This is a genomic window from Bacillus sp. mrc49 (assembly GCF_002803435.1).
Map to the genome: position 1 here is coordinate 1 of NZ_PHNG01000281.1, position 450 is coordinate 450.

The window sequence follows — 450 nt, forward strand, 5'->3', positions numbered from 1 at the left end:
CTAAATTGATTCATGATAGGCCTTTTCGCCATGAAGTGTAAGATCGAGCCCCATTGACTCATCTTCATCACTGACACGCAACGGAACGAACACATTAATCACTTTAGCAAGGACATAAGTGATCACGGCAACAAAAATATATGTGGCGATGATGGCCACAAGCTGTTTCCACAGTAAGTTGAAATCCCCGTAAAATAATCCATTTGCCCCAGCTTCGTTGACGGAAGTCGTTGCGAATAAACCAGTAGCGATGCCTCCCCATGTTCCGCCTATCCCATGCAGCCCGAAAGCATCCAATGCATCGTCATACCCCAGTTTATTCTTCAAGAAGAATACGCCCCAGAAGCATACTGCCCCACCGACGACTCCTATGATGATCGAGGATGCAGGCGTCACGAATCCGCAAGCGGGTGTAATGGCAACCAACCCGGAAATCGCTCCGGATACTGC

At 48.4% G+C, this 450-nt stretch carries 1 protein-coding gene; it reads right to left on the reverse strand.

Translation table 11 applies throughout. The features are described from left to right. The coding region (locus CVN76_RS01970) for an ammonium transporter (protein WP_198512430.1) at positions 1–450 on the reverse strand (450 nt) is incomplete at its 5' end.